The organism is Bradyrhizobium sp. 23 (assembly GCF_023073295.1).
Taxonomy (GTDB): Bacteria; Pseudomonadota; Alphaproteobacteria; order Rhizobiales; family Xanthobacteraceae; genus Bradyrhizobium; species Bradyrhizobium canariense_D.
Genome location: NZ_JADPJF010000037.1, coordinates 449,156 through 455,072 on the forward strand (window position 1 = coordinate 449,156; position 5,917 = coordinate 455,072).

Genomic DNA, 5,917 nt, shown 5'->3' on the forward strand with positions numbered 1-5,917 from the left:
TCCGCGTCCTCGGCGGATGCCGGGTCTTTCGAGGAAGGATCTGACAACGGGCGCGTTCGGCTCGAGGGCGATGCCCGTCCTGCTTAAGGGCGCCGCAGATGCGATGCAAACAGTACGATGACGGGAGCGATGCGCACCTCGCGCAGGGCCATGCGAGGCGAAGTGCGAATTCCGCACAACAAAAAGGCGGCCGCGCCTCGACCGCCTTTCAATTCCGTCATTCCGGAGCGGCAAAGCCGGCCCCGGAATGCGTGAAGCCCAGGCCTCGTCGAACTCAGGCCTTGTCGAACAGCGACTCGACGTATTCCCAGTTCACGAGGTTCTCGACAAACGCCTTCAGATAGTCGGGACGGCGGTTGCGGTAGTCGATGTAGTAGGAGTGCTCCCAGACGTCGCAGCCGAGGATCGGGGTGGCGCCGTGCACCAGCGGATTCTCGCCGTTCGGGGTCTTGGAAATCTCGAGCTTGCCGTTCTTGACCTGGAGCCAGCACCAGCCGGAGCCGAACTGGCCGACGCCGGCCGCCTGGAAGTCCGTCTTGAACTTCTCGAAGCCGCCGAGGTCCTCGTTGATCTTCTTCTCGATCTTGCCCGGCAGCTTGGTGCCGCCGCCATTGGGCTTCATCCAGCTCCAGAAATGGATGTGGTTGTAGTGCTGGCCGGCATTGTTGAACACCGCGGGGTTCTTGCCGAACGAGCCCTTGACGATCTCCTCAAGGGACTTGCCTTCCCATTCGGTGCCCTTGAGCGCGTTGTTGCCGTTGGTGACATAGGCCTGATGATGCTTGTCGTGGTGGAATTCGAGCGTTTCCTTCGACATGAATTGTCCGAGGGCGTCATAGGCGTAGGGGAGTGGGGGCAGCGTAAAGGTCATGGGTGTTGTCCGCGACTGATGGGGGAACGAGACTTAACGGTCACCCCTTATAGAAGGTTCCGCGGCTGTTAAATACCGTGAATTTTCCAAAAGGCATGGTGCGGCGGCTTGGCCGGATTGCATAAAATCGTCGCAAGGATGTAGGGCGTTTCAACCAGGCCATAAAATATCATTGCCTTTGAGGTGCTTATGGCAGAACGAAACGCACCGACGGCGCGGAGATGCGAAGGTGAGAGCGATGAGCATCGAGATCGACATTTTGAACGGCGACGCCTCCTGGCGGATGGCGGAGCCACTGCACCAGGCGGTCTTCGGACCTGATATCGTCGCGAAGCAGCCCTGGGCTCACGTCAAATGGGCCAATGCCGACCTGCGCGTCCTCATCGAGACGCCCGAGGATGGTCTCGTCTGCCACGTCGGCATCTACTTCCGCACCGTCACTTGGAATGGGCAGAAGGTTCACATCGGCGGCATCGGCGGCGTCTGCACGCGGGAGGATCGGCGCGGCCGCGGCTATGCGACCATGGCGATCGATGCCGCGGTGCATACCATGCGCGCCAACGAGGCGGTCCGCTTCGCGCTGCTGTTCTGCGAGCCGCACAATGTCGCGTTCTACGAAGCCCGCAGCTGGCTCCCCTTCAAGGGCGAGGTCTATTGCGAGCAGCCGGAGGGGCGGATCCGCTTCACTCACATGGCGCCCTATGTCTGCAACATCGTCAGCGCGCCGACACTCGGCACTATCGACCTCTGCGGCCTGCCCTGGTGAGCCCTGCGTGAGGCGCGGCTGGTGCCGGGGCTGCCCGCCATATAATATGTCGATCATCATCCAATATTCCGCGCGGTGACACATGACGATCGACGCCTCGATAGACGCCGTGCCGCTGCCTGCCCCGGTCGCCTCCCCCATCGCCGGCTTGCTGACGGCCCCGATCCTGCCGACGCTGCTGCGGCTCGCGATCCCCAACATGATCGCGATGGTGGGCAGCACGCTGGTCGCGGTCGCCGAGACCTCCTATATCGGCCGGCTCGGCACCATTCCGCTCGCCGCGATCGCGCTGGTGTTCCCATTCGCCATGCTGACGCAGATGATGAGCGCAGGCGCGATGGGCGGCGGCGTCTCGTCTGCGATCAGCCGCGCGCTCGGCGCAGGCGACCGGAACCGTGCGGCGACGCTGGCGCTGCATGCCGCCATCATCGGCCTCTGCGGCGGGCTTTTCTTCACGGTGACGATGCTCGTCTTCGGCCGCTCGTTCTTCGCGCTGCTGGGCGGGCGCGAGCGTGTGCTCGAGGAAGCCAGCGGCTATTCGCAAATGCTGTTCTCCGGCGCGGTCGCGATCTGGCTCGTCAACACGTTGGCGTCGGTGATCCGCGGCACCGGCGACATGCGTCTGCCCTCGATGGCGCTGATCGGGACGAGCGTGCTCCAGATCGCGCTCGGCGGCACGCTGGGGCTCGGCCTGTTCGGCGTGCCGCAATTCGGCATGCCCGGAGTGGCCGCCGGTCAGTTGATCGCATTCACCTGCGCTGCGATCTTCTTCCTCTGGTACCTCTGGTCCGGCCGCAGCCGGCTGCCGCTGGATTTCGGCGCCTTCCATTTCGATCGCGCGTTGTTCTTCGACATCCTCAAGGTCGGCGCGGTCGCCTGCCTGTCGCCGCTCCAGACCGTGCTCACCATTTTGATCTTCACCAAGATCCTGGCGACCTTCGGCACCGAGATGCTCGCCGGTTACGGCATCGGCTCGCGACTGGAATTCTTGCTGATCCCGATCACCTTCGCCTTCGGCATCGCATCGGTGCCGATGGTCGGCATGGCGATGGGCGCCGGACAGGTGAAGCGCGCGCGGCGCGTGGCCTGGACCGCGGCCGGGGCCTCGGGACTTACCGTCGGCCTGATCGGCCTCATCATCGCGCTCGATCCATCCCTGTGGGTTTCGCTCTTCACCAGGGATCCCGGCGTTGCCGCCGCCGCGCACAGCTACTTCCACTGGGCAGGCCCAACCTTCGTGTTCTTCGGCGTGGGCGTGTCGCTGTATTTCTCCTCGCAAGGCGCGGCGCGGGTCGGCGGTGCCGTGCTCGCCTCCACCGCACGGCTTCTGATCGTCGCGATCGGCGGCGGCGGCCTCATGATGGTGCAGGCTCCGGCCTGGACCCTGTTCGCGCTGGTCGGCGGCGCCATGGCGGTATTCGGGCTGTCGACCGCGGCCTCGGTCGCCTTCGTGCGCTGGGTCAAATAAGCGCAGGTCATTGCACGCAGGCAAATAAACGCGGGAATGTGATTCCATCCGGATTCGCTGCGGGTCGAAGGCTGCGTCGGCGCGCTCTGCGGCGGCGAAACCTGGACGCGGGCGGGGCGCTAGCGCTTCACGCCGTCATCGCCTTCAGCGCCGTCGCCGCCGAGGCGTAGCCGCCCCGCGCGCCGTCGATAAAATGGACGTGATCGCTGCGCAACGCCGACGGGGTGAAGCAGGTCATCATCGCAGCGTCCTGCTGATAGAGGCCGTAACGCACGATGCCGTCGCGCGCGGCAATCGCGAGGCGATCGCTGAGGGCGCGTTCGAGCTCCGGCGTACAGTCGAGGATCATGCGCAGGCCGTCGTCATATTTTCGGAAGTCGGAGTTCTCCACGACCTGCCGTGTATAGAGCTTCGGCACGAAGCCGCCGACCTTGAGATCGAAGCGCATGATCAGATAGACGAAAAAAGTGTAGGCCAGCACGCTGGCGCGGCGTGCGAGCAACGGACCTCCGCGCTTGGTGCGCGCCTCATATTCCAGCCCTTGCGGCGGCCATGTCAGCGGCGGCCCTTGTGGCGGCACGGGACGACCGGCATCCGGGCTGCGCTCGACGAGATGGATGATGTCCTCGATCACGTTGCGGAATGCCGAGGGATCGGCGCCTTGGGCCGGCATGACCAGCACGGACAGGATCAGGCCGCGCGCAGCCGGAATCACCTCGAAGCGGCAGGACAGGCCGGAGAGATCGGGCTGCGTCCCCGCGGGCGCTTCGGTGATCGCAAACTCGCCGCGCTTCATCGCTGCGTCCGCCCAGGCGAGCCCGCCGCCAGAAAACATCGCATAGGACAAATTGGCCGACGGTCCGAAGCGCGCGACGCGCACGTCTAGGCCATGCGCGCGAATGGCGCTCACCGGCACCAGCGCGACGCGCATCCGCAAGTCGAGATCTTCCCGCACCCAGGTCGCGGTCGCAGCCAAAGCCTCGCGGGCCAGTTCGAGATCATTAGGCGCGACCGCAAAACTCGCGCCGTCGCCGCCGAACACGAAGGGAAATTCGCGTCCCTCCAATGCATTCGTCACGGCTGCGATCACGGCGGCACCGGCCATGTTCACCGCCTTGTAGCGCTGCGCCGCGATGGCCTTGGTCGAATCCACGATGTCGGCAACGCCGACGCTCCAGTCGTCGGGCAGCGGCGAATACAAAGCGGGGTCCATCAGACTGGTGAAGCCGCGAAAGACCGGAATGCCGCTATAGAACGCTGATGTCATCGGATGATGCCGGATGGTTGGGACGCACGTCCAAAGGGACATACGTAGAAGAATCGATTCGGTTCGCCAGGCGCGCGCCCTTGCAACCATTGGCCGAAATGGACCCGGACAACAAGATGAGGGCGCACTGCAATGCCACAGAAGGTCATTAAACGGTTGACCGTAAATGGCGTCTAGTCTCGATGATCTGACATGGTTGCGCGGGAACATCGACGTGTCCGACTTCGACAGGAAGGACTCCATCGCTCCGGCAAGCCGGCGCACTGGGCGTGATCCGATCAGCGCGGTGAAGACGCCGGAAAGCCTGACCGCGGCCGTGGATAGCTGGGCCGAAACCCATCACCTGGAGCGCTCGGAAGCCATCGGTAAGCTGGTCGAGCTCGGCCTGAAGGTCGCGCCCCCGGCACTCCCGCCAGGGCACCCGCTCGCTTCGGATGCCACCAGGATCGAAGAGCTTGCGGTGCGTGAACTCGAGGGACTGCTCGATCCTGCGCTGTCTGAAGACGAACGCGAGCGCCGGATCCGCCGCCTGACCGAGGGCCCGCCGGAGTTCTCACACGAACGGATTGACCTGCCGAAGCATCGGACCTGAATGTCTAGTGCAGCTTCTCGCCCACGCGCTTGCGTAGCGCGGAGGCGGGAACGTCATGGCAGCCGACAAGACGCACGAATTTCTGCGGATACATTTCGTAACCGTGGTCACCGGAATTTTGGTGAGACATCGGCTCGCAGTGAACGGGCTCGCAGTGAACGTCGCTTTGCTCTGCGCAAGATGGCTTTACCGACGCCTTGTCCGGGCTCGAAGCGGTCATGGACTGCTCCCTATCGATTAGGGCAGATCGATTGACGTAACCCAATCGATTGCGCGGGATCTTACGACCAAATCCGGACGATGTCATTGCGCCGGATCAATGCAATTGTGGCGATGAGTTCCACCTACGCCGTGTTGCCCGCGTCGACCGTAAACACGGTACCCGTCACATTGCGACCGCCCTCTCCCAGCAAATACTCCACCATCCGCGCGACGTCGTCGGTCTCCGGCAGGCGGCGCAGCGCGCTGCGGCCGGCGATGCGCTTGCGGCTGTCGTCAGACAGGTTGTGCGTCAGCTCGGTGTCGATGAAACCGGGCGCGATCGCGTTCACGGTGATGCCGAGCTTGCCGACCTCGCGCGCGAGCGAACGGGTGAAGCCGGTGGCGGCGGCCTTGGTCGCACCGTAAACCGAGAGGCCATTATAGCCGGTCGTCGCGATAATCGAGGAGATGTTGATGATGCGGCCGGCGCCGTCGGCCATCATCTGGCGCGCGACATATTTGGTGAGAATGATCGGCGACAGCACGTTGAGCTGCACCAGCGCCTCGATCTCGGAATTGTGCATGGTCGCGAGCAAGCCTTCGGTGCCGAGGCCGGCATTGTTGACGAGGCCGTAGATCGGGCCGAATTCATCGCGCACGAGTTTTGCGTAGGCGGGGATCGCGTCGATCACGGCGAGGTCGCAAGCGCGAAAATGCAGGCGCCCCTCCGACCCGGCAATCGCCGCCTTGAG

General features: G+C 64.1%; 7 protein-coding genes and 1 pseudogene. 4 read left to right on the plus strand and 4 right to left on the minus strand.

Features of this window, described 5'->3' with window-relative positions; translation table 11 throughout:
• Positions 1-274 precede the first annotated feature (274 nt).
• Complete coding sequence (locus IVB32_RS08270; protein ID WP_007597204.1) at positions 275-871, minus strand: superoxide dismutase; 597 nt, start codon at positions 869-871, stop codon at positions 275-277.
• 238 nt (positions 872-1,109) lie between these two features.
• Between IVB32_RS08270 and IVB32_RS08275 the strand changes: the two genes are divergently transcribed.
• From IVB32_RS08275 to IVB32_RS08285, 3 genes and pseudogenes are all read left to right on the plus strand, one after another.
• Positions 1,110-1,637, plus strand: a complete 528-nt coding sequence (locus tag IVB32_RS08275; protein ID WP_018453309.1) for a GNAT family N-acetyltransferase — start codon at positions 1,110-1,112, stop codon at positions 1,635-1,637.
• Between the two features lie 82 nt (positions 1,638-1,719).
• Positions 1,720-3,105, plus strand: a complete 1,386-nt coding sequence (locus IVB32_RS08280) for an MATE family efflux transporter (protein ID WP_018453308.1) — start codon at positions 1,720-1,722, stop codon at positions 3,103-3,105.
• 51 nt (positions 3,106-3,156) lie between these two features.
• Positions 3,157-3,228, plus strand: a pseudogene (locus tag IVB32_RS08285) (DUF2147 domain-containing protein); the annotation flags it as partial.
• A gap of 4 nt (positions 3,229-3,232) precedes the next feature.
• Here IVB32_RS08285 and IVB32_RS08290 read toward each other — a convergent pair.
• Positions 3,233-4,372 carry a DUF3095 domain-containing protein gene (locus IVB32_RS08290; RefSeq protein ID WP_247410079.1) on the minus strand — a complete coding sequence of 380 codons (1,140 nt, stop codon included), beginning with the start codon at positions 4,370-4,372 and terminating at the stop codon, positions 3,233-3,235.
• A gap of 166 nt (positions 4,373-4,538) precedes the next feature.
• On the opposite strand from IVB32_RS08290, the gene IVB32_RS08295 reads away from it, so the two are divergent.
• Positions 4,539-4,964: a hypothetical protein gene (locus IVB32_RS08295; RefSeq protein ID WP_247410080.1), complete on the plus strand. Its 426-nt coding sequence runs from the start codon at positions 4,539-4,541 to the stop codon at positions 4,962-4,964.
• A 4-nt stretch (positions 4,965-4,968) separates the two neighbouring features.
• Here the strand turns inward: IVB32_RS08295 and IVB32_RS08300 are convergent, their stop codons facing one another.
• Both IVB32_RS08300 and IVB32_RS08305 read right to left on the minus strand, forming a co-directional pair.
• On the minus strand, positions 4,969-5,184 hold the full coding sequence (locus tag IVB32_RS08300; RefSeq protein WP_026232507.1) for a hypothetical protein: 216 nt from the start codon (positions 5,182-5,184) through the stop codon (positions 4,969-4,971).
• A gap of 124 nt (positions 5,185-5,308) precedes the next feature.
• A partial coding sequence (locus IVB32_RS08305) for an SDR family oxidoreductase (protein ID WP_247410081.1) occupies positions 5,309-5,917 on the minus strand: 609 nt, incomplete at its 5' end.

What these genes read in the sequence shown, in the direction of transcription:
- IVB32_RS08290 (WP_247410079.1), bottom strand. Translation starts at nt 4,372, where the DNA reads ATGACATCAGCGTTCTATAGCGGCATTCCGGTCTTTCGCGGCTTCACC.
- IVB32_RS08280 (WP_018453308.1), top strand. Translation starts at nt 1,720, where the DNA reads ATGACGATCGACGCCTCGATAGACGCCGTGCCGCTGCCTGCCCCGGTC.
- IVB32_RS08270 (WP_007597204.1), bottom strand. Translation starts at nt 871, where the DNA reads ATGACCTTTACGCTGCCCCCACTCCCCTACGCCTATGACGCCCTCGGA.
- IVB32_RS08295 (WP_247410080.1), top strand. Translation starts at nt 4,539, where the DNA reads ATGGCGTCTAGTCTCGATGATCTGACATGGTTGCGCGGGAACATCGAC.
- IVB32_RS08275 (WP_018453309.1), top strand. Translation starts at nt 1,110, where the DNA reads ATGAGCATCGAGATCGACATTTTGAACGGCGACGCCTCCTGGCGGATG.
- IVB32_RS08300 (WP_026232507.1), bottom strand. Translation starts at nt 5,184, where the DNA reads ATGACCGCTTCGAGCCCGGACAAGGCGTCGGTAAAGCCATCTTGCGCA.